Source organism: Limnohabitans sp. 2KL-3 (assembly GCF_001269405.1).
GTDB lineage: Bacteria > Pseudomonadota > Gammaproteobacteria > Burkholderiales > Burkholderiaceae_C > Limnohabitans_A.
Genome location: NZ_CXON01000002.1, coordinates 482090 through 502543 on the forward strand (window position 1 = coordinate 482090; position 20454 = coordinate 502543).

The window sequence follows — 20454 nt, forward strand, 5'->3', positions numbered from 1 at the left end:
AGCAGCAGGCCATTCAAGACTTGGACGTGCGCCGGCTTTGCAGCATGGCCACGTTCATCTCGCCATCGAGCGCCGAGGCGTAAAAGCGCTCGATCATTTGCACCGAGGTACGGGCATTGCGGGCCAAGGTCAGCATGTCAATGCCTTGCCCATACAGCAGCCTGAACATGATGGACGTGTGCCGCAAACAGTACAGCGTGCGCAGGCGGCCCATCACGTCTTCCGAGGGCACACCCGCCTCGCGCATCACCCACTTGAACCAAAAGCCCAGCACCGCCAAAGCGTAATTGCGGTCGTTTTCTGCGGGCAAAAACACGTAGTCGTCGGGTTGACCAAAGCCGTCCAAACGCGCCTGGGCCAAAGCCGACTCGTAGACCTGCACCGCCGGGCGCAAGGTCACCATGGGGGCATCGTGCTTTTTGGTTTGGGGCAGGGTCATGCGCAAATACACACTGCTGCCCCGCACCACCTGCACATGCTTGTGCTTGAGTTGGCGCAAGTCGCCGGGGCGCACAAAGCTGTTGACCATGAAACGGATGGCCCAGGCCATGTCGGGTGGCAAGGTCAGGTGGCGCGGCTGCACCCAAAAGCGTTCGCGGTAGCCGGTGGACGCCTTGACCTCAGGGGCCTTGTCGCCTTTTCTGCTCAAGCGGTGGGCGGTACGCACCACCGCCGCGTACTCGCGCAGGCTCAGCATCGAACGGGGCCGGTTGGCCACCTTAATAGAGGGCAGCTCGGGGATCTCGCGCAAAAACCCATGGCGAATCGCCAACTTGAGCAGTTTGCGCACCACCACCAAGTACTGAGACACCGTGGTTGAGCTCAGATGGCTGTCGGTCAAGCGCTGCACAAAGGCGTCCATCATCATGGGCGTGACCTGCGAGGGCGGGATGTATTTGAAATACGGCAACACATGCGCATCGAGCCGGTTTTTCAAAATGCCCACCGAGGCGGCGCTCAGCTCGCCGCGTTTGACGCGCTGGTTTTCCAGGTCCATCAGCTGGTCGGCCAAAGCGTCAAAACGGTTGAACCGCATGGTCCCTTGGGTCAGCACCGAGCCGGCCACATCGGCAGACCTGTACCCGGTTTTTCGCGTTTTGCTCGCCGTTGTGGCTGCGCCCTGCCGGGCATGCTCTGCACGCCGAGGTTCGTCAACGCCATGGCCCGAGTTGTCTTCGTTTTCGTCGTTGTCGTCGTTGTCGTCTTCGTCTTCATCGCCCGGCTCTTCATCCAGGCCGTCTCCTTGCGCCTCAAACGCCAGATCTGACCTGGCCGCCGGTGCCGGGCGTCGGGGCTGGCCGGGTTTGCGCAGGCCTTTGACGGGTGCAACCTGGCCCAAATCGGTCATTTGCTGCCAAAACGCCGGACTGACCACATAAAACACCGGCTGGTTGGCATCCAGAATGGCCACGGCCGACGCCCCGGACACCGCCACGGTGTTCAGGGGTTGGGCCAAAAAGTCATCCAGACTGGCGCACAAAGAGGCAAGTAAAGGCCGTACGGTCATAGCTAGAGAAGTATAGAGTGACAAATTCGAAACTAACTCTTTATTCGCAAATAAATTAAACAATCTAACTGCTCTGGCTACATTGGCAGCTGCTACTGGCGCTTTCGCACAATCTTCCGTGACTCTGTTCGGCGTGGTTGACGCAGCCTATGCCAAAGGCACTGGCACTGTGAGCAGCAAAACCCAATTGAAGAACTCGGGTTACAACAGCAGCCGCATCGGTTTCCGCGGCGTGGAAGACTTGGGCGGTGGCTTGAAGGCTTCCTTCTGGCTCGAAGCTGGCGTGAACAACGACGACGGCTCTGGTGCTGGCACCAACAACAACAACCAAGCTGCAGGTGCAACCGACCCAGTGCTCAACGCACGCAACCAAGGTCTGACTTTCAACCGCCGCTCCACCGTCAGCGTGGAAGGCAACTTCGGTGAAGTGCGTTTGGGCCGTGACTACACGCCCCAGTTCTGGACTGAAACCGCTTACGATCCGTTTGGCACCAACGGCGTGGGCACCAACATTGCCTTCAACAAAGGTGGTGTGACGGGCGTTCGTGCTTCCAACAGCATTGGTTACCTGTCGCCTTCGTTCAGCGGCGTGAAAGTCTGGGCTCAGGCTTACATGGGCGAAAACGCTTCGACAGACGCTGCCAAGGCTGGCGACGGCAATGCCTTCCGTGTGTCTTATGACAACGGCCCATTGAGCGTGGCTTTGGCTTCGTCCAGCACCAAAACTGGTCTGAACGTCAAAAACAAGACCTCCAACATCGGCGGCTCTTATGACTTGGGCGTTGCCAAGTTGTTTGCTCAAACCAATAAAACCAAAATTGACGGTGCCAAAGACATCAAAGGTGGTTTGTTTGGTGCCACAGCCCCCGTGGGTGCTGGTACTGTCCGCGTGGCCATGTCCAGCACAGCACAGGGCGATGCCAAGAGCAACCAGTTTGCCCTCGGTTATGTTTACAGCCTGAGCAAGCGCACAGACCTGTACGCTACATACGCTTCGGTCAAGAACAAAGGCGGCGCTGCTGTCGCTTTGAACGGTTCTGTGACTGCTGCAAACGCCAAGTCCACTGGCTATGACTTCGGTGTCAAGCACTCCTTCTGATCGAACGCTGGCGCAAGCCAGATGACCGATTGAAGTCCAAAAACCCACCGTGGCAACACGGTGGTTTTTTTTTCTGGCCTGTCACATCTTCTGACTCCGTTAAATTCTGAAGTTGTAACCCCATTCTTGCAAAGAGATCGAAAGAAGCTCAGGCTTGTTTGCTCTGAGTTTCATGCACTTGGCTCAGCGCATCAAGGCTTCGCGCTGGCGAATCACTATATGGTGCATTTTTTGGCGTGTTGCTCGACGGATATCAAACGATTCGACAATCGAAGCCCACTGGTCTGTCACTGCCAGCATGGCGTCCAGCCTCTGCCCTGCCCACCTTGCGTCGATGCCGCCTTGCTGCGCCAACTTCATCACATGACTGCGGGTGATGTGCAGGCCTTCGCCACAAATGTCCATTTGGTGCTCACCGCCGGGGCCTTCGCTGTACGTCAGGTCAAAGCACGGGGCAAGCTTCCAGTGCCTTTGCGCATCCATGCGGTAAGCCAGGTTTTTCGCATGGTCATCCCGGTTGTGAAAAAGCACATTGAACACCGCTCGCTCAAATGCTTTTTGCACCTCACGTTCATCCCGAGTGATCATTCGAGTGGCGCGTAAAAAAGTCGTGTAGTCCACCGCAGAGGGAATTCTGAAGTCGGTGTGCAAGAAACCAGCCAAAGAATGGATCGGCACACGCTGGTCTTGCACCAGATCGAAGCGCTCAATGCCCAGTGCGGCCTGTTTGGCATTCAAATCAAACACATGTGTTTCGGGCATATCCAAACCACAAGCTCTGGCCAGTTGTGCATAAAACGCCTCAATGGCACAGACTTCTTTGTGTTCGCCCAAGGCCTGAAACTTGACCAACCAGCCCGACCCTGCGGGCATGGGTTTTGTGCTGATGCGGGCCATCGATGGATCGTAGAACACGAGCACTTTGGGCCGGGCACCCTGTGGAGAGCCTCCCAACAAGGCCAAGCCCTGCAGGGTTTCCGTGTCTGCGCCCTGCAAGACCAAAGCCGTTTCATGGGCCAGCGCCACCAGATCCACCGTACCCTGCAAGACATCACCCTGAGAATCAGGCTGGTAAGTGAGCGCACCCATGCCACGTTGGCCAATGAAACTCAATCGGTCCAGGGGTGACAACTGTTCTGGCCGAAGACCTTGCTTTCGAAATAACCTGTCCATGAGCAGCATGCCCCAGCCATCGGGCAAAGAGTCTGCAAACAATCCTGGAAGGCGCCATTGATGCGACGGGAAATGACCCATGGCCTGCTTTTGCAAAGGCAAATGCCGCGGGGACAAGGACACGCCTTCAGCCAAGGCTTGAGGTGAGTATTCAAACAGCAGTTGCTGACCGTTGTCAGCCAAGGTGCCCAGTGGCCAATTTTCCCCCCAGCCTTGGTAGCGAACCTGTACTGTTTTCATCGCTTGACCACGGGCCGAGTGCGATTTCGGGTGACGCGCCGACGGGCGGGTTGTTGTTGTTTCACCATGTCGGCGATGGAAGCCGTCACGGGTTTGAAAAGCGGCTGCAATTGCCCTTCTTGGCCCAAGCACTGCACCAGTTTGATCCAGGAGATCACCGAACCCTTACCGGTATTTTCGAGCGTGTTGAGCGTGCTGCGAGACACGCCCATGCGCTGCGCCAAGTCGGCTTGAGGAATTTCTTTTTGAACCCTCAGGCTTTTCAAGCGCTGCGCCAAAACCAGTGCGATTTCTTCAGACGTGGAGAATCCAAAGTCTAAAAATTCAGTCATTGACAGATTAAATTCATTGAATGACTGATATTTTAATCTTTAATGACCTTGTGCCTATCTCCAAATGATCACACTACCGCGTGACAAGCGATCTTGATGCCTTTGAAGTCGCGCAATGGCGGACGCTCAGAGCGGCAGATGTCGGTGGCTTGTGGGCAGCGAGGGTGGAAGGTGCAGCCGCTAGGCGGGTTGAGCGGGTTGGGCACCTCGCCTTGCACCGGGGTGCGGGCACGGCCGGTGTCGTGCATCTTCGGAATCGCGTCCAGCAGCATCTTGGTGTAAGGGTGCTGCGGGTTGCCAAACAGGGTGTGTTTGTCGGCCAGCTCCACCAGACGGCCCAAATACATGACGCCCACCTGGTCACTCACATGGCGCACCACGGCCAGGTTGTGGCTGATGAACAAATAGGTCAGGCCGCGCTCGCGCTGCAGGTCCTTCATGATGTTGAGCACCTGCGCCTGCACGCTCACGTCCAGGGCCGATGTTGGCTCGTCGCACACCAAAAACTCGGGGGCTGTGGCCAGAGCGCGGGCAATCGAGATGCGTTGACGCTGCCCGCCCGAGAACTGGTGCGGGTACTTGACCATGTCGAGCGGGGACAGGCCCACCGATTGGAGCAATTCGGCCACACGGGCTTTGAGCTCTTCGGCATCGCTGATCAGGCCGTGCTCTTTGAGCGGCTCGCCAATGATGTTGTCCACCGTCCAGCGAGGGTTCAGGCTGGCATAGGGGTCTTGGAAAATCATCTGGATGCGCTGGCGCATGGCCTTGGCATCGTTCGATTTGAAGGCGGCGTGGGCGTCTTGCCCGTCAAAGGTCAGACCGCCGCGTGTGGGCTCGTACAGGCCCACCAACAAACGGGCCACCGTGCTTTTGCCACAACCCGACTCACCCACCAAGGCGAGTGTTTTGCCGCGTTCGATCTCAAAACTCACGCCGTCCACGGCGTTGAGCAGTTGGCGCGGCTTGCGCTCGATCACACGGTTGAGCCAAGGGGCCGACACATCAAAGGTTTTGGCCAGGTCGTGTGCCACGACCAAAGCTTGTGTTTTTTTCTCGCTCATGACGCGCTCCCATCGTGCAGCCAGCAAGCGGCCTGGGTCACGCCCGCTTGGACCAAATTGGGTCGGTCTTGGCGGCAGCGGTCAAAGGCTTTGGGGCAGCGCGGGTTGAAGGCGCAGCCTTGCGGGATGGCGTTCAGGCGGGGCATGGCGCCGTCAATTTGGTTCAGGCGTTCGCGGTCACTGTCCATGTCGGGGATCGAGGCCATCAGGCCTGCGGTGTAAGGGTGGGCCGGGTGGTTGATGACCTGGTGCACCGGGCCGATTTCGGCCACGCGCCCGGCGTACAACACGGCCACGCGGTCGCAGGTCTCGGCGATCACGCCCATGTCGTGCGTGATCAGCATCACGGCTGCGCCCCGGTCTTTGCAGACCTTTTTGAGCAAGCTGATGATCTGCGCCTGAATGGACACATCGAGCGCCGTGGTCGGCTCGTCGGCCACAATCAGTTGCGGCTCGGCCGCCAGGGCCAAAGCAATCACCACGCGTTGGCGCATGCCGCCCGAGAATTGGTGCGGGTAATGGTCGATGCGCTCTTCGGCGGCCGAAATGCCGGTGTCCTTGAGCAGCTGGATGGCGCGTTGTCGCGCCTCTTGGGGCGTCACGGGCAGGTGGGCCAAAATGGTTTCGGTCAGCTGCCGCCCGATGGAATACAGCGGGTTGAGCGAGGTCAGCGGGTCCTGAAAAATCGCACCGATCTTGCGGCCCCGGATGTGGCGCATTTGGTCGTTGTTCAGGTGGTCGATGCGCTGGCCTTCGAGCAAAATCTGCCCCCCGGCCACACGGCCCGGCGGCTCCAGCAGGCCAATGATGGCCGCGCCCGTGAGCGACTTGCCCGCACCCGATTCACCCACCACCCCCAGAATTTCACCGGGGGCGATGTCGAAAGAAATATCGTCCAGCGCACGCAGCGTGCCGTGGCGGCTGGGGAATTCCACCACCAGGTTTTTGACTTGTAAAAGACTCATCGCAATCTCGGATTCAGCGCGTCGCGCAACCAGTCACCCAGCAAGTTGACCGACAAGGCGATCAGCACCAGCATCAGGCCCGGGAAAATCGTGATCCACCACTCGCCCGAGAACAAATAATCATTGCCCACGCGAATGAGCGTGCCCAGCGATGGCGAAGTGGGCGGAGCGCCCACACCCAGGAACGACAGCGTCGCCTCGGTGATGATGGCCGTGGCCACCTGGATGGTGGCCAGCACCATGACGGGGCCCATCACGTTGGGCAGCACATGCTTGACCATGATCCGCAGCGAGGGCACACCCGTCACACGCGCGGCCTGCACGTATTCCTTGTTGCGCTCGACCAGCGTGGTGCCACGCACCGTGCGGGCGTATTGCACCCAACCGGTGAGCGAGATCGAGATGATCAGCACGCCAAAGGCCAGTGACTCGTTGGCGTTGGGGAACAGGGCACGCCCCACCCCGGCGATCAACAATGCCACCAAGATGGCTGGAAAGGACAGCATCACATCGCACAAACGCATCAACAAAGCGTCGATCCAGCCGCCTTTGAAGCCGGCCAACAAGCCCAAACCCACACCCACGGCCACCGACAAAATGACCGAGGCCAGGCCCACGATCAGCGAGATGCGCGAGCCGTAGATCAGGGCCGACAAAATGTCGCGCCCCTGATCGTCGGAGCCCAGCAGGAACTTGCTGGAGCCTCCCTCCATCCAAGCGGGCGGCAAGCGGGCGTCGCTCAACTCCAGCGTGGCCAGGTCAAAGGGGTTAGTGGGTGAGACCCAGCCAGCAAAAACCGAACAAAAAAGACAGACGAAGGCGATGGCAGCAGCCACCATCGCCGTGGGCGATTGGCGGAAGCTGTAACCCACGTCGCTTTGCAGCCAACGTTTCAGGGCGTTCATGGATTACTTCACTGTGATGAATTTCCAAGCCATGCCGTTGTCCGGAAACTGCACCAGCTCGATATTTTTCTTGGCCGCCCAGTTCAGCGCTTGCTGATGCAAAGGCAAATGGCCGATGTCGTCCTGGTGGATCTTCATGGCTTCGCGGATCATCTCATTACGCTTTTTCTGATCGGTTTCAGACGCCACTTTGTCCGTCAACTCGTCCACCTTGGGGTTGCTGTAAGAGCCCAGGTTGAACTGGCCACGTCCGCCGTCACCGGGGGTGGACAAGATGGGGTACATGACGTTGTGTGCGTCCACCGTGCTGGCGGTCCAGCCCAGCATGTAAAAGCTGGTGTTGCGGCTCAAGATCTTGGGGAAATAAGTGCCCTTGGTCTCGGCTTCCAGGTTGATCTTGACCCCGACCTTGGCCAAGTTGGCGGCCACGGCCTGGCAGATCTCGGCGTCGTTCACATAACGGTCATTCGGGCAGTTCATCTTGACTTCGAAACCGTTGGGGTAACCCGCTTCAGCCAGCAGTTTCTTGGAGGCTTCCACGTCATAAGGCAAACGTTTGGCCAGATCGGCGGGGAAGCCATTGACCTGTGGGGGGTACATCAGCGCCAAAGGCGTAGCCGCGCCGCGCATCACACGGCTCTTGATGGTCTCGATGTCGATGGCCTGGTAGAAGGCTTTGCGCACGCGGACGTCCTTGAAGGGGTTTTTGCCCTTCACGTTCGAGAACAGCAACTCGTCACGTTTTTGGTCCATGCCCAGGAAAATGGCACGCAGCTCAGGGCCTTGCAGCACCTTGAGTTTGTCATTGGCTTTCAGGCGTTCCACGTCCTGCACGGGCACGGGCTCCATCACATCGAGTTCGCCCGACATCATGGCCGCCACGCGGGTGGCGTCGTTGCCAATCACGCTGAAGATGACCTCGTCCACGTTGCCGGGAATCTTGCCCCAGTAGTTGCCGTTGCGTGTGAAGGTGGTGCGCACGCTGGGCTGACGCTCACGCACACGGAAAGGACCGGTGCCGTTGGCACGGAAAGAGGCGGCGTTTTCAATGCCTTTGCGGCGATCCACCGGCTTGGTGGCCTGGTTGTCTTCACACCACTTCTTGCTCATGATGGCCCAGTGCGTGATCAACTCGGGCACGATGGGGAAAGGCGCGTTGGTGATGATGTCGATGGTGTGGTCGTTGATCTTTTTGATCTCTTTGAACTGGCCCACATAGCTCTTCATGTCCGAGCCGTCGCCCTTGGCACGCTCGTAGCTGAAGATCACATCGTCAGCGGTAAAGGGTGTGCCGTCATGGAACTTGACGCCTTTGCGCAACTCAAAACGCCACACGGTGGGCGCGGTTTGCTTCCAGCTGGTGGCCAGCAAGGGCGTGAGTTTGTAGTTGGCGTCGCGTGAAACCAAAGTCTCGTAGACGTTTTCAACGACAGAAATTTGCAAAGACTCGTTGAGCGAATGCGGGTCCATGGACAAGGCGTCGCCTTGGTTGCCCACGCGCAGGGTCACGGCCGAGGCCGAAACCGCGGACAAGGCCAGCGCTGCGGCCAAAGTGGCCACGAAAGGATTGAGTTTGAAAGCCATGGAGTTTTCCTTTTGAAAGAATGTTGTCAATCACATCGAAGCATCATGCCGCCAAGGGCAGCGCCTGCTCCACCAAACTGGCGTGCAGGGCCGCACCCAGCGGCAAGATGTCGTCGTTGAAGTCGTAGCGGCTGTTGTGCAGCGGGTGCGGGCCGGGGCCGTGTGGCAGGCCCTGGCCGATGCGGATGTATGCACCGGGCTTGGCCTGGAGCATGAACGAGAAATCTTCGCCGCCCATGCTGGGCAGCATGTCTCGCCAGACCTTGTCTTCGCCCACCAGAGTCGCCGCCACGTCGCAGGCAAACTGTGCTTCGGGCACGGTGTTCACGGTGGCGGGGTAGACGCGTTCATAGGTCAATTCGGCCGAGGCCCCAAAGCCTTGCGCGACACCGTTGCACAAGGCGCGCAAACGGTCTTCGATCTGGTCTTGCACCCGCTCGCTGTAGGTGCGCACCGTGCCCACCAAAGTGGCCTCTCCCGGGATCACGCTCATGGCACCGGGGTGGCCCGCTTGCATCGAGCAGATGCTGATGACCGCTTGGTCAAACGCCGACAGGTTGCGCGAGACCACGCTTTGCGCGGCCGTGATGATGTGGCCAGCCACCAGCACCGGGTCCACACCCTGGTGCGGACGGGCACCGTGTCCACCTTTGCCGATGATGCGGATCTCGATGCGGTCCACCGCCGCCTGCATGGGGCCAGGGGTGATGCCGATCACACCCAAAGGCGTCTCGGGCGAGTTGTGCTGGGCATAGACCTGTTCACACGGAAATCTCTCAAACAAACCATCCTCGATCATGGCGCGGGCACCTGCGTAGCCCTCTTCGCCCGGCTGAAAAATCAGCACGGCTGTGCCGTCAAAGCGCCGGGTTTCGGCCAGATAACGCGCCGCGCCCATCAGCATGGCGGTGTGGCCGTCGTGGCCACAGCCATGCATCAAGCCGGGCGTGCCCGATTTCCAAGTGCATTCGTTGTGCTCGGTCAGTGGCAGCGCATCCATGTCGGCCCTGAGACCAATCATGCGGCCCGGGTTGGTGGCCGAGCGGCCTTGGCCGTGCACCAAAGCCACCACGCCGGTTTTGCCAATGCCCGTGTGGATGCTGTCCACGCCGCAGACCTTGAGCATGTCGGCCACACGGCCCGAGGTGTAGACCTCTTCAAAGCCCAACTCGGGGTGGGCGTGCAGGTCGCGCCTGAAGGCGGTGAGTTCGGGGTGGAACTGAGCGATGCGTGCAAACGCCGCGCCCCGCCCCAACACCGATTGCAAAGAAGCGCCCATGTTCAATGGCCTCCGGGCTTGCCCACGCGCAGGCGCGGGTCCACCACAAAGTAGAGCAAGTCCACGATCAGGTTGATCACCACAAAGATCAGCGCAATCAGGCACAAATAGGCGGCCATGACCGGAATATCAGCAAACGTCACCGCCTGGATGAACAGCAGGCCCATGCCGGGCCACTGGAACACCGTCTCGGTGATGATGGCGAATGCGATCAGGCCGCCCAGTTGCAAACCGGTGATGGTGAGCACGGGCACCAAGGTATTCTTGAGCGCATGGCCAAAATGGATGGCGCGGTTGGACAAGCCACGGGCGCGGGCGAACTTGATGTAGTCGGTGCGCAGCACCTCCAGCATCTCGGCCCGCACCAGGCGCATGATCAGCGTGAGCTGAAAGATCGCCAGCGTCACGGCCGGTAGCACGATGTGGTGCCAGCCCTTGGCCGTCATCAAGCCGCTCGACCACCAGCCCATTTGCACCACATCACCCCGACCAAAGCTGGGGAACCAGCCGAGCATCACCGCAAACACCAGGATCAACAAAATGCCGATCAGGAAGGTGGGCAGCGACACCCCCAGCAGCGACACCGTCATGATGAGCTGGCTGGCCCAGGTGCCCCGGCGCAAGGCCGCGTAGACCCCCATCGGAATGCCAATGACCAAGGCCAAAGAGGCAGCCACCATGGCCAGCTCCAACGTGGCGGGCAAACGCTCGGCGATCAGGCGCGAGACCTTGGCACCTTGGCGCAGGCTCAGTCCAAACTCACCTTGCACGGCGTTGTACAAAAAGTGGCCGAACTGCACAAAGAACGGCTGGTCCAGGCCCAGATCGGCCCGCAACAGGTCGATCTGCTCTTTGGTAGCGTCTTGCCCCAGCAAGAAGACCACCGGGTCACCCACGTACTGGAACAGCAAGAAGGCGATGAAAGCGACCGTGACCATCACGATCACGGCCTGAATCAGCCGTTGCAAGATGAAGGCGAGCATCAGTTGACCTTGATCAGTGTCCAGTCGAGGCGGTTATCGGGACGATGGACCACCTCCACGTTTTTCTTCATGGCCCAGGGGATGACCTGGTTGTGCAGCGGAATGTGAGAGACCGTGTCGTTGGACAACTGCAAAGCTTCGGTCAGCAGGCGGTCACGCACGGGCAAGTCGGTCTCGGTTTTTACGCGGTCCACGATGTAGTCCATGCGCGGGTTGCTGTAGCGGCCCACGTTGTAGTTGCCGTCGCCACCCGTGCCCACCGAGCGGGTGAGCGACTGCAGGCTGTACAGCGCGTCAAAGGTCGGCACGCCCCAGCCCAGCATGTAGATGCTGGCTTCGTAGCGCTGGATCATGGGGAAATAGGTCACCAGCGGCTGGGTGCGCAGCTTGGCTTTGATGCCCACCTTGGCCCACATGGCGGTGATGGCCTGGCAAATTTCTTCGTCGTTGATGTAGCGGTTGTTGGGGCAGGCAAAGTCCACCTCAAAGCCGTTGGGGTAACCGGCTTCGGTCAGCAGCTTTTTGGACGCGTCCAGCGAATAGGGGAAACGGGTGTCTACAGCCTTCGTCCAGCCATTGACCTGTGGGGCCACCAAAGCGCCCGTGTTTTGCGACAGGCCACGCATGGTCACGCGGTGGATGGTGTCCATGTCGATGGCCTGGTACAGCGCCTTGCGCACCTTCACGTCCTTGAGGGGGTTTTTGCCCTTGACGCTGGAGCCGGGCAGCTCATCGCGGTGCTGGTCCATGCCCAAAAAGATGGTGCGGTTTTCAATGCCGTCGACCACCTTGAGGTTGGCGTTGTTGCGCATGCGGCCCAAGTCTTGTGGGCTGGGGTCCAGCACAAAGTCGATCTCACCCGACAACAAGGCGGCAGCGCGTGTGGCTTCGTTCTTGATGGGGGTGTAGATGATTTCGGTCACGTTGGTGGCAGCTTCAGACCAGCCCCACCAGTTGGGGTTTTTCACCAGCGTCAACTTTTGGTCAGGCTGCCAGTCTTTGACCATGTAAGGGCCGCTGCCCATGGCGTTGCGGTGGGCAAAGTTTTCTTCCTTGGTCTTGGCGTCCTTGGGCTCCACCGATTTGTTCTTTTCGGCCCAGGCTTTGCTCATGATGCGCAGCTCGGTCATCTGGTTCAGGACCACTGGATTGGGGCCGCTCAAGATGATGTCCACCGTGTTGGCGTCGACCTTGACGATGCGGCTCATGCCCTGGGTGTAGACGTTGAAGTTGGAGGTTTTGGCGCGGGCACGGTCCAGCGAGAACACGACGTCATCCGCCGTCAGGGCCGAGCCGTCACTGAACTTCACGCCCTTGCGCAAGTTAAAACGGTATTGCGTGGGCGACACTTCGCGCCAAGAGGTGGCCAAGCGGGGCTCGATCTTGAAAGTTTTGCTGTTGTAGTAGACCAGCGAGTCAAAGATGGCGGCATGCACGCCGTTGCCCAAAGCGTTGTTTTGCGAATGGATGTCGAGCGTGGGAATGTCGCTGGCACTGGTCCATTTGAAAGGCTTGGCCTGCACCAGACCGGCGGTCATCACGCCGGCCAATACCAAAGAAGCGGTCAGGGCGCTGGGCAGCATGGCGACGGGGCTCATCTTGTTCATCAAAATACCTCGGTGACAAAAAGTTGGGTAACTGATGAGTATGCAACATTCAAGCCAGCTGACAGGGCAGGGAATTCCCCCAAATGTCCTGTCGCGCACAAGACTGGTGCATTCAATCCAAGCGAATCGCGCCATACCAAGCGCGGGCTGTGCTGCGGGTGTTGTCGGTGTCGGTCATGATGGCCAGCCCCAACAGAGCCCCGGGCGGCTCGCCAAAGGCCTTTTCAAAATCGGCCTTGACATCGCGCCGGTATGACCGCCACTGCCCCAAATGGGTCGGCCCCGACTCCACGGCCAGTTTGCGCACCCGGTCGGTGCGGGGATTGACGATGACCGACTCCGGCGGGCAGGCATTGCACCACACATACATCAAGGTGGCATAAGGCAAGGGCTCGCCCGTCAATCCGTGCGTCAACTCGCTGAGCAAGGCGTTTTTGGCTGAAAACCGGCTGCGGTCGCCCTCAAACACCAAAATCAGGCGCACGGGAGAGTCTTCGGTCTCGCGCTGGCTCATGTCGGCCCCGGCAATCAACTGCTCCACTTGCCACTCAAACTGCAAGCTGCCCAGCTTGTCTGGCGCGATGTTCAGCCGCTGGCGCAGCATGCTGGCCGACGCCTTGGCTTGCGCTTGCAGCGCCGCTTTGTCTCCGCGCCGCTCCAGTGTGAACATGGTCCTCAACTTGCCGGGCAGGGTCATGGCCTCCCAGCGCGACTTGTCTTGCGCCGAAAACTGCAAAGGCAAGTCTTGTGGCACCGCTTGTTGAGCCTGTGGCGCGGGGTCATCGGACGGCGGCCACAAAGCGCACCCCGTCAACTGTGTCATCCAGAGCAGCCACAATGAACACCCCTGCCAAAATGAGCTGCGCCCCATTCGAACCCTTTGCACCATGTTGAACCCGCCATTGATCAAATTGAAAGTTTCCCAGCCATGATTCACCGACGCCAGCTCTTGCAAGCCGCTTTGTGCGCCACGCCCTGGGTGGGGGTTTTAGCGCAAACGCCTTTTCCGTCAAAACCTGTGCGCATCATCGTGCCCTTTGGCCCAGGCGGTGTCGCCGATCTGACGGCCCGCACCGTGGGCCAAGCCCTGGCGCAGGCCTGGGGTCAGCCCGTGGTGGTGGACAACCGGCCCGGCGCAGGGGGCATGGTGGCGGGCGAACTGGTGGCCCGGGCCGAGCCCGATGGCCACACCTTGCTGCTCATGTCCAACGCCACCGCCGTGAGTGCCGGTTTGTTCAAAACCCAGCCCTTCAACCCCCGCACCGACTTTGCGCCGGTGTCGCTGCTGGGCTTGTTTGACATGGCGGTGGTGGTGCCCGACCACTCGCCCCACAAAACCCTGGCCGACCTGCTGGCCTTTGGCCGCGCCCACCCTGGCCAGCTCAACCTGGGCACGATTCAGACAGGCAGCACCCAGCACCTGGCCGCCGAGCTCTTTCGCAGCCAGGCCCAGTGGGCAGCGCAAACCATTCCCTACAACGGCACGCCTGCGGTGCTGAACGCCTTGCGCGGCGGTCAAATCGGCGCAGCGGTCGAAATTTTGGGGCCTTTGAAGCCCCACATTCAGGCCAAATCTCTGCGACTGCTGGCCGTCATGGGCGAGCAACGTGCGGCCGACTTTCCGGGCACCCCCGCTGTGCGCGAACTGGCGGGCCTGAGTGCATTTCAGGTGTCGTCCTGGAACGCCTTGGCCGCCCCCGCCAAACTCCCCAAAGCCCTGCTGGAGCGGCTGAACACCGACATCACCCGCGTGCTGAACACCCCCGAAGTGGCGGGCAAACTGGGCGCCCTGAACGTCCAAGCCAAAGCCAGCACCCCCGCACAACTGGCCCAACTGCTGGACAACGACATCCGCCGCTGGACCGACGTGATCCAGAAGGCGGGGATTGCGCTGCAGTAAAAGGGGGGAACTATTGCAGAGTCCTTCCGGGTGAGCGCTCCACACCATTGATCCGGCCCTGTGATGTTTGCGGTGAACGGCTTTTCTTGGGCACAGCGATCCCTGAGGGAGCCCCGCCCTCGGGGCGATGGGTGGTGGATGGTGGGTGGTTGTCTGCGAGGCTCTATCGCGGCGAGGGCACCGCTCCTACAAAAAATGCGTTCTTGTAAACCTCACAGGGCCGGATCAATCAAGTACAACAAAAAAACCCACCGCGTTGCCACGGTGGGTTTTTTATTTCTTCGAAATCTCAAGCTGTCTGACGACAGCAGGGGATTAGAAGGAGTGCTTGATACCGAAGTCGTAGCCTGTGGACGACTGGTCGGCACCGGTGGTGGCACCGTTCAAAGCAGCAGTGGCGCCACCTTTGTTGGCCACGCGAGCGTAAGTAGCGTACAAGTCAGTGCGCTTGCTCAGGCCGTACACATAACCGATGGCGGTCAGGTTGCTCTTGACGCCGGCTTTGTCGGTCTCAGACATTGCAAAGCGCAAGGTGCCCTTGCCCAAAGGTGCGGTGGCACCCACAACATAACCGTCGATGTCAGCAGAGCCGTCAACTTTGGTCTTGTTGGATTGAGCCATCAACTTGATCATGCCCAAATCGTAAGAAGCGCCAATGTTGGAGGTTTCGTTGTTCACACCAGCAGTTGAAGTTTTGGTGCTGGAGGTGGCGTAAGCCAAGCTCAATGGACCTGCGTCGTAAGTCAAGCGGATGGCATTGCCGTCGCCAGCCTTGGCACCGTCTGTGGATGCGTTTTCACCCATGTAAGTCTGGACCCAGACTTTCACGCCATTGAAAGAAGGAGACCAGTAGCCAATGCTGTTGGAAGCACGAACGCCAGTTGTACCACCTTTGTTGAAGGCAATGTTGGTGCCCACGCCGTTGGTGCCAAACGGATCAAAAGCCGTTTCAGTCCAGAACTGAGGCGTGTAGTCACGGCCCAGACGCAACTCACCAAAGCCGCCTTCCAAGCTCACAGTGGAACGACGGTTAAAAGTCAAACCTTGCGAACCAACAGTTGTTGAGCCTGCAATGGCACCAGAAGATTGGTTATTTGTGTTTGTACCTGAACCAGAGCCATCGTCATTGTTCACGCCAGCTTCCAGGTGGAAAGAAGCCTTCAAGCCACCGCCGAGGTCTTCAGTACCACGCACGCCAAAACGGCTGCTGTTGTAACCAGAGTTTTTCAACTGGGTTTTGTCAGTCAAAGAGCCAGTGCCTTTAGCGTAGGCCGCGTCAACTACGCCAAACATGGTGACCGAAGATTGAGCGAAAGAAATGCCAGAAGCTGTCAAAACAGCCAGAGCAATCAGAGATTTTTTCATTGCAAGTTTCTCCAAGGTTAAACAAGGGCCCCGAATCAGAAAGGTGTCCATCACCTGTTGAGACCCTGAGCCAACCTCCATATCTGGAAGGTTGCATCTATTGCACCAGAGCCTTCTCGCTTCTCCAAGAAAATTAACGAAGAAAAGGTCTTTTCGTTGCAACCCAACAACACACCACAGATTCGGCGAGTTTTGATTTTTTGAAATTGAACGCTTTATTGAACAAATTCAATCACTTTTAGTACATCTCGCAAGCTTCACATGAAAATCATCAACGTGCTCAGACCCTCGGCCCTGAGCGGCCGGATCTCGAGTGTGCGGACACAGGCGGCATTGATTACACTCATTGAATGCCTTTAACACCTTTGATTTTGGCCGCCGACAGCGCTTTGCGCACTTTGTGCTCGCCTGCACGGTCCAGCCGCCCCATGCCCCACCAAGGCATGGCCACCTTGGAGCTGAGCGAAAGCGAACGACGCGAGGCCGCCGCCCTGATGCGCATCAACCATGTGGGCGAGGTGTGCGCCCAAGCGCTGTACACCGGGCAATCCTTGGCCAGCCACGACCCGGCACTCCAAGCCAAACTGTCAGAAGCGAGCCGAGAAGAAACCGACCACTTGGCCTGGACCCGACAGCGGCTCGATGAGCTGAACGACCGCCCCTCACTCTTGAACCCACTTTGGTACGCGGGCTCGTTTGCCATTGGCTATGCAGCTGGCAAATTGGGCGGCGACAAGATCAGCCTGGGTTTTGTTGTTGAAACTGAACGTCAAGTCGAAGCCCATTTGCAAAGCCACATGAACAATCTGCCCGCTGCCGACACGGCATCACGCGCCGTTGTGGCTCAAATGAAGGCCGATGAAATAGCACACGCCCAGATGGCCATGAAGTCTGGCGCGGTGGAACTGCCCGCCCCCGTCAAATCAGCGATGAAAGTGGCCGCCAAACTGATGACCACTATCGCCTACCGGGTCTGACGCTGGGCATGAACAGAGCGTCCTTGATGAAGATTCGGCCCGATAAAGTTTGCAATAACGGTTTTTGTGGAAGCGGTGCCCTCGCTGCGATAGAGCCTCACGGACCACCACCCATCGCCCCGAGAGCGGGGCTCCCACAGGCATTGTGGGGCTGATCGCTGAGCCTTTTGATCCAGCCCGATGAAGTTTGCAAGAACGCTTTTTGTGGGAGCGGCACCCTCGCCGCGATAGAGCCTCACGGACCACCACCCATCGCCCCGAGGGCGGGGCTCCCACAGGGATTGGGGGGCTGATCGCTGAGCCTTTTGATCCAGCCCGATAAAGTTTGCAAGAACGCTTTTTGTGAGCGGCGCCCTCGCCGCGATAGAGCCTCACGGACCACCACCGATCGCCCCGAGGGCGGGACTCCCACAGGGATTGTGGGGCTGATCGCTGAGCCTTTTGATCCAGCCCGATGAAGTTTGCAAGAACGCTTTTTGTGGGAGCGGTGCCCTCGCCGCGATAGAGCCTCACGGACCATCACTCATCGCCCCGAGGGCGGGACTCCCACACAGATCACGGTGCTCAAGAAAAGTTGTTCACTTCAAACTTCACAGGTCCGGATCAACAGTGAGCAAGCTCGCTTGCAAGGCGAGGTTTGTGGAATGTGGGGGTTTCGCGACGAGGGCGTCGCTCCTACAAAAAGCCAAGGCCCTGCTCGCGGTGTTGGTCTGCGTCAATCGGCTTCGATCACTTCAAAACTGGTGGTGATTTCGGCTGTTTTGCCCAGCATGATGCTGGCCGAGCAATATTTGTCGTGGCTCATGGCAATGGCACGCTCCACGGCAAGCGCCGGCACGCCTTTGCCCGTGACGGTGAAATGCATGTTGATATGCGTGAACACCTTGGGGTCCACCTCGGCACGTTGGCTGCTGAGTTTGACGCTGCACCCTCGCACATCGTGACGGCCCCGCTTCAAAATCAGCACCACGTCGTAGGCGGTGCAGCCGCCGGTGCCCGCCAGCAAAGTTTCCATGGGGCGGGGTGCCAGATTTTGGCCCCCGTTCTCGGGTTTGACCGCATCGGGTGCGCCATCCATGGCGATCATGTGGCCGGAACCGGTTTCCGCCAAAAAACCCATGCCGGATCGGGTGCCGGCCGCGCCGATCCAGGTGACTGTGCATTCCATTTTTAATCCTTGGTGATGGGAACGGCCCCACAGGCCCGCTCCTGAAACAACAAGCAATGTTACCCAACAGTGGCCGTCGGGATTGTCGGGACGGGCCAAGATCCCGGCGGCCCCTCGGAATGTGGGGCCATGACAGTGTCAATCCTGCTTGTCAGTTTCCTCAAGCACATTCGCGTTTACAACTTTTTTCATTTTGCAGGGCCCAACTTGCTGCGTTGCAACAAAAGACCCGTACAATTGCGAACAAGCGTGCTTTTTTGCATGCACCGTTTGTCTCCTCCACCCTCTGAAAAGGTGGATTTGCCCCAAGCCGCAAGGTTTGGGGCATTTTTTTTGCCCGTTATCATCAAGGTCATTCTTTTTTCCGCGATGTGCGCCGCCTTTCATCGCTTAGGTCATGACGACAAAACACCTCACTCCTGCCGATTACCTCAAAAAAATCCTGAACGCCAAGGTCTACGATGTGGCCACCGAATCGGCTCTGGAGTCCGCCACTCACCTGTCTCGCCGCTTGGGCAACAAGGTTTATTTGAAGCGCGAAGACCAGCAGGCTGTGCACAGTTTCAAACTGCGTGGGGCGTACAACAAAATGGCGCAACTCACGCCTGAGCAACTTCATAACGGTGTGATTTGCGCCTCCGCGGGCAACCACGCTCAGGGCGTGGCCTTGAGTGCCAGCAAACTGGGCACCCGGGCCATCATCGTCATGCCCACCACCACCCCGCAAGTCAAGATCGACGCGGTCAAAGGTCTGGGGGGCAACGTGGTGTTGTTTGGCGAGAGCTATTCCGACGCCTACAACCATGCATTGACCTTGCAAAAAAAACAGGGCCTGACCTTTGTTCATCCTTTTGATGATCCAGATGTGATCGCCGGGCAAGGCACGATTGCCATGGAAATCCTGCGCCAGCAACAGGGGCCACTCGATGCGGTGTTTGTGGCCATTGGCGGGGGCGGTTTGATCTCTGGCGTGGCCAACTACATCAAAGCCGTGCGCCCCGGGATCAAGGTCATCGGCGTGCAAATGAACGACTCCAACGCGATGATGCAGTCGGTGGCGGCCAAAAAACGCGTCAACTTGACCGATGTGGGCCTGTTTTCGGACGGCACAGCGGTCAAATTGGTGGGCGAAGAGACCTTTCGCGTGGCACGGGGCTTGGTGGACGAATTCATGACCGTGGACACCGATGCGGTGTGCGCCGCCATCAAAGACATTTTTGTGGACACCCGCTCGATTGTGGAGCCTGCAGGTGCATTGGCGGTGGCCGCCATCAAGCAGTATGTGGCCACCCACAAAACCAAAGGCCAGACCTACGCCGCCATTTTGTGCGGGGCCAACATGAACTTTGACCGCCTGCGATTTGTGGCCGAACGGGCCGACGTGGGTGAAGAAAAAGAGGCCTTGTTTGCCGTCACGATTCCCGAAGAGCGCGGCAGTTTCAAGCGCTTTTTGGAATTGATTGGCAGCTTGCCGGGCGGCCCCCGCAACGTGACCGAATTCAACTACCGCATGAGCGACTCCGACCAGGCCCATGTGTTTTTGGGCCTGAGCACGCACGGCAAAGGCGAGAGCAGCAAGATCACGGCCAAGTTCAACAAGCAACAGTTCAAGGCAATTGACCTGACGCACGACGAACTGGCCAAAGAGCACATCCGCCACATGGTGGGTGGGCATTCGACCCTGTCACAAGACGAGCGCTTGCTGCGTTTTGAATTTCCAGAGCGCCCGGGGGCTTTGCTCAAATTTTTGAGCCTGATGCGCCCAGGTTGGAACATCAGTTTGTTCCATTACCGCAACCAAGGGGCCGACTACGGCCGCATCTTGGTCGGCCTGCAGGTGCCCCCCAAAGACAACAAAGCGTTTGACAAGTTCCTCAAAACGCTGGGGTATCCCTACAACGAAGAAACCGACAACCCGGTTTACCGTTTGTTTTTGCGCAGTTGATCGCTTGCAGAGCAAGGGCCCATAGGCGAAATGCAGAGCCCTGCCCTCGGGGTGATGGGGGCGGCCTCTTTGTGGGGGCCCTGCACTTGGGGCAATGGGGGCGGCCTCTTTGTGTTTGATAGGGGTAGGAAAGGCCAAGGCCTCCCCTCCCTCCGAACCGTGCGTGCAGTTTTCCCGCACACGGCTCTCCAGTCAGTGGTTTCCTCATCGGGATTGGCTCGCTTGCATTCGGGCCTGCGTCATGGTGAACAGCCCCAACTGCGCGAAGTACTCGTTTGGCCAGCGTTTGTGATCAACTTGGCTCTTCCCCATCCCCGGGCTCTTTTGCTGCTTGCGCAGCATCGCCCTCAACCTCCTGCGG

Annotated in this window: 17 protein-coding genes; 4 read left to right on the top strand and 13 right to left on the bottom strand. The window is 58.9% G+C overall.

Annotated elements, in window-relative coordinates; all coding sequences use genetic code 11:
* Positions 1-13: 13 nt before the first annotated feature.
* Positions 14-1507: a phage integrase SAM-like domain-containing protein gene (locus AMM41_RS04675; RefSeq protein WP_228769092.1), complete on the bottom strand. Its 1494-nt coding sequence runs from the start codon at positions 1505-1507 to the stop codon at positions 14-16.
* 82 nt (positions 1508-1589) lie between these two features.
* Here AMM41_RS04675 and AMM41_RS04680 point away from each other — a divergent pair, with 82 nt between their 5' ends.
* Entirely contained in the window at positions 1590-2606 is a 1017-nt protein-coding gene (locus AMM41_RS04680; protein ID WP_368664959.1) for a porin, read from the top strand.
* A gap of 183 nt (positions 2607-2789) precedes the next feature.
* Here AMM41_RS04680 and AMM41_RS04685 read toward each other — a convergent pair whose 3' ends face one another.
* From AMM41_RS04685 to AMM41_RS04730, 10 genes are all read right to left on the bottom strand, one after another.
* The gene (locus tag AMM41_RS04685; RefSeq protein ID WP_089953501.1) at positions 2790-4019 is read right to left on the bottom strand and encodes a type II toxin-antitoxin system HipA family toxin; all 1230 of its coding nucleotides are present in this window, start codon (positions 4017-4019) and stop codon (positions 2790-2792) included.
* Positions 4016-4351, bottom strand: coding sequence for a helix-turn-helix domain-containing protein (locus AMM41_RS04690; RefSeq protein WP_089953504.1), 336 nt, complete (start codon positions 4349-4351; stop codon positions 4016-4018). Before AMM41_RS04690 ends, AMM41_RS04685 begins: the two co-directional genes overlap by 4 nt.
* Positions 4352-4419: 68 nt before the next feature.
* Positions 4420-5415 (bottom strand): ABC transporter ATP-binding protein, encoded by a 996-nt coding sequence (locus tag AMM41_RS04695; protein WP_089953506.1) that lies wholly within the window; start codon positions 5413-5415, stop codon positions 4420-4422.
* Entirely contained in the window at positions 5412-6380 is a 969-nt protein-coding gene (locus AMM41_RS04700) for an ABC transporter ATP-binding protein (RefSeq protein WP_089953509.1), read from the bottom strand. The genes AMM41_RS04695 and AMM41_RS04700 overlap by 4 nt, the downstream gene beginning before the upstream one ends.
* Complete coding sequence (locus tag AMM41_RS04705; protein ID WP_089953511.1) at positions 6377-7285, bottom strand: ABC transporter permease; 909 nt, start codon at positions 7283-7285, stop codon at positions 6377-6379. The genes AMM41_RS04700 and AMM41_RS04705 overlap by 4 nt, the downstream gene beginning before the upstream one ends.
* A gap of 3 nt (positions 7286-7288) precedes the next feature.
* A complete protein-coding gene (locus AMM41_RS04710; protein WP_089953513.1) occupies positions 7289-8869 on the bottom strand; it encodes an ABC transporter substrate-binding protein in 1581 nt (526 codons plus the stop codon).
* 43 nt (positions 8870-8912) lie between these two features.
* Entirely contained in the window at positions 8913-10148 is a 1236-nt protein-coding gene (locus tag AMM41_RS04715) for a M20 aminoacylase family protein (RefSeq protein WP_089953516.1), read from the bottom strand.
* Between the two features lie 2 nt (positions 10149-10150).
* Positions 10151-11131 (bottom strand): ABC transporter permease, encoded by a 981-nt coding sequence (locus AMM41_RS04720; RefSeq protein ID WP_089953518.1) that lies wholly within the window; start codon positions 11129-11131, stop codon positions 10151-10153.
* A complete protein-coding gene (locus AMM41_RS04725; RefSeq protein ID WP_228769101.1) occupies positions 11131-12729 on the bottom strand; it encodes an ABC transporter substrate-binding protein in 1599 nt (532 codons plus the stop codon). The genes AMM41_RS04720 and AMM41_RS04725 overlap by 1 nt, the downstream gene beginning before the upstream one ends.
* Before the next feature lie 121 nt (positions 12730-12850).
* Complete coding sequence (locus AMM41_RS04730; protein WP_089953521.1) at positions 12851-13561, bottom strand: DUF3047 domain-containing protein; 711 nt, start codon at positions 13559-13561, stop codon at positions 12851-12853.
* 105 nt (positions 13562-13666) lie between these two features.
* On the opposite strand from AMM41_RS04730, the gene AMM41_RS04735 reads away from it, so the two are divergent.
* The gene (locus tag AMM41_RS04735) at positions 13667-14638 is read left to right on the top strand and encodes a Bug family tripartite tricarboxylate transporter substrate binding protein (protein ID WP_194944604.1); all 972 of its coding nucleotides are present in this window, start codon (positions 13667-13669) and stop codon (positions 14636-14638) included.
* Between the two features lie 315 nt (positions 14639-14953).
* On the opposite strand, the gene AMM41_RS04740 is transcribed toward AMM41_RS04735, so the two are convergent.
* Positions 14954-16003: a porin gene (locus AMM41_RS04740; RefSeq protein WP_089953524.1), complete on the bottom strand. Its 1050-nt coding sequence runs from the start codon at positions 16001-16003 to the stop codon at positions 14954-14956.
* A 350-nt stretch (positions 16004-16353) separates the two neighbouring features.
* Here AMM41_RS04740 and coq7 point away from each other — a divergent pair, with 350 nt between their 5' ends.
* On the top strand, positions 16354-16980 hold the full coding sequence (coq7, locus tag AMM41_RS04745; protein WP_089953527.1) for a 2-polyprenyl-3-methyl-6-methoxy-1,4-benzoquinone monooxygenase: 627 nt from the start codon (positions 16354-16356) through the stop codon (positions 16978-16980).
* 715 nt (positions 16981-17695) lie between these two features.
* On the opposite strand, the gene AMM41_RS04750 is transcribed toward coq7, so the two are convergent.
* Positions 17696-18148 (bottom strand): OsmC family protein, encoded by a 453-nt coding sequence (locus tag AMM41_RS04750; RefSeq protein WP_089953530.1) that lies wholly within the window; start codon positions 18146-18148, stop codon positions 17696-17698.
* Between the two features lie 397 nt (positions 18149-18545).
* Between AMM41_RS04750 and ilvA the strand changes: the two genes are divergently transcribed.
* Positions 18546-20093 (top strand): threonine ammonia-lyase, biosynthetic, encoded by a 1548-nt coding sequence (ilvA, locus tag AMM41_RS04760; protein WP_089953535.1) that lies wholly within the window; start codon positions 18546-18548, stop codon positions 20091-20093.
* The last annotated feature ends 361 nt before the right edge of the window (positions 20094-20454 follow it).

Excerpts from the sequence above, each read along its gene's own strand:
- AMM41_RS04675 (WP_228769092.1), bottom strand. The coding sequence starts at position 1,507 with ATGACCGTACGGCCTTTACTTGCCTCTTTGTGCGCCAGTCTGGATGAC.
- AMM41_RS04685 (WP_089953501.1), bottom strand. The coding sequence starts at position 4,019 with ATGAAAACAGTACAGGTTCGCTACCAAGGCTGGGGGGAAAATTGGCCA.
- AMM41_RS04690 (WP_089953504.1), bottom strand. The coding sequence starts at position 4,351 with ATGACTGAATTTTTAGACTTTGGATTCTCCACGTCTGAAGAAATCGCA.
- AMM41_RS04695 (WP_089953506.1), bottom strand. The coding sequence starts at position 5,415 with ATGAGCGAGAAAAAAACACAAGCTTTGGTCGTGGCACACGACCTGGCC.
- AMM41_RS04700 (WP_089953509.1), bottom strand. The coding sequence starts at position 6,380 with ATGAGTCTTTTACAAGTCAAAAACCTGGTGGTGGAATTCCCCAGCCGC.
- AMM41_RS04705 (WP_089953511.1), bottom strand. The coding sequence starts at position 7,285 with ATGAACGCCCTGAAACGTTGGCTGCAAAGCGACGTGGGTTACAGCTTC.
- AMM41_RS04710 (WP_089953513.1), bottom strand. The coding sequence starts at position 8,869 with ATGGCTTTCAAACTCAATCCTTTCGTGGCCACTTTGGCCGCAGCGCTG.
- AMM41_RS04715 (WP_089953516.1), bottom strand. The coding sequence starts at position 10,148 with ATGGGCGCTTCTTTGCAATCGGTGTTGGGGCGGGGCGCGGCGTTTGCA.
- AMM41_RS04720 (WP_089953518.1), bottom strand. The coding sequence starts at position 11,131 with ATGCTCGCCTTCATCTTGCAACGGCTGATTCAGGCCGTGATCGTGATG.
- AMM41_RS04725 (WP_228769101.1), bottom strand. The coding sequence starts at position 12,729 with ATGAGCCCCGTCGCCATGCTGCCCAGCGCCCTGACCGCTTCTTTGGTA.
- AMM41_RS04730 (WP_089953521.1), bottom strand. The coding sequence starts at position 13,561 with ATGACACAGTTGACGGGGTGCGCTTTGTGGCCGCCGTCCGATGACCCC.
- AMM41_RS04735 (WP_194944604.1), top strand. The coding sequence starts at position 13,667 with ATGATTCACCGACGCCAGCTCTTGCAAGCCGCTTTGTGCGCCACGCCC.
- AMM41_RS04740 (WP_089953524.1), bottom strand. The coding sequence starts at position 16,003 with ATGAAAAAATCTCTGATTGCTCTGGCTGTTTTGACAGCTTCTGGCATT.
- coq7 (WP_089953527.1), top strand. The coding sequence starts at position 16,354 with ATGCCTTTAACACCTTTGATTTTGGCCGCCGACAGCGCTTTGCGCACT.
- AMM41_RS04750 (WP_089953530.1), bottom strand. The coding sequence starts at position 18,148 with ATGGAATGCACAGTCACCTGGATCGGCGCGGCCGGCACCCGATCCGGC.
- ilvA (WP_089953535.1), top strand. The coding sequence starts at position 18,546 with ATGACGACAAAACACCTCACTCCTGCCGATTACCTCAAAAAAATCCTG.